General features: G+C 66.9%; 1 pseudogene. It reads left to right on the top strand.

The features are described 5' to 3' along the window. Positions 1-242, top strand: a pseudogene (locus tag EOD29_RS34535) (dihydrodipicolinate synthase family protein); the annotation flags it as partial.

Here is a 242-nt window from a genome sequence, read left to right as displayed (position 1 = left end):
GCGGCGACTGGGGCGCGGCCGAAGCGCTGCTTTCAGGTGCCGACGCCTGGTACAGCGTCATCGGCGGCGTGCTACCGCGCGTCGCCCTTGCCCTGAGCAAGGCCGCGATTGCAGGCGAGGGCGGCGAGGCGCATCGGCTCGATGGTCTGCTCCAGCCGCTCTGGAAAACGTTCAAAGAGTTCGGAAGCCTTCGCGTGGTCTATACGCTGCTCGACCTTCTCTCACTCGCCAGGGCAGAGCTC

The organism is Mesorhizobium sp. M1A.T.Ca.IN.004.03.1.1 (assembly GCF_003997555.1).
GTDB lineage: Bacteria > Pseudomonadota > Alphaproteobacteria > Rhizobiales > Rhizobiaceae > Mesorhizobium.
Note: the sequence above shows the minus strand (reverse complement) of the source record. Positions and strands in the feature narration are given on the sequence as shown.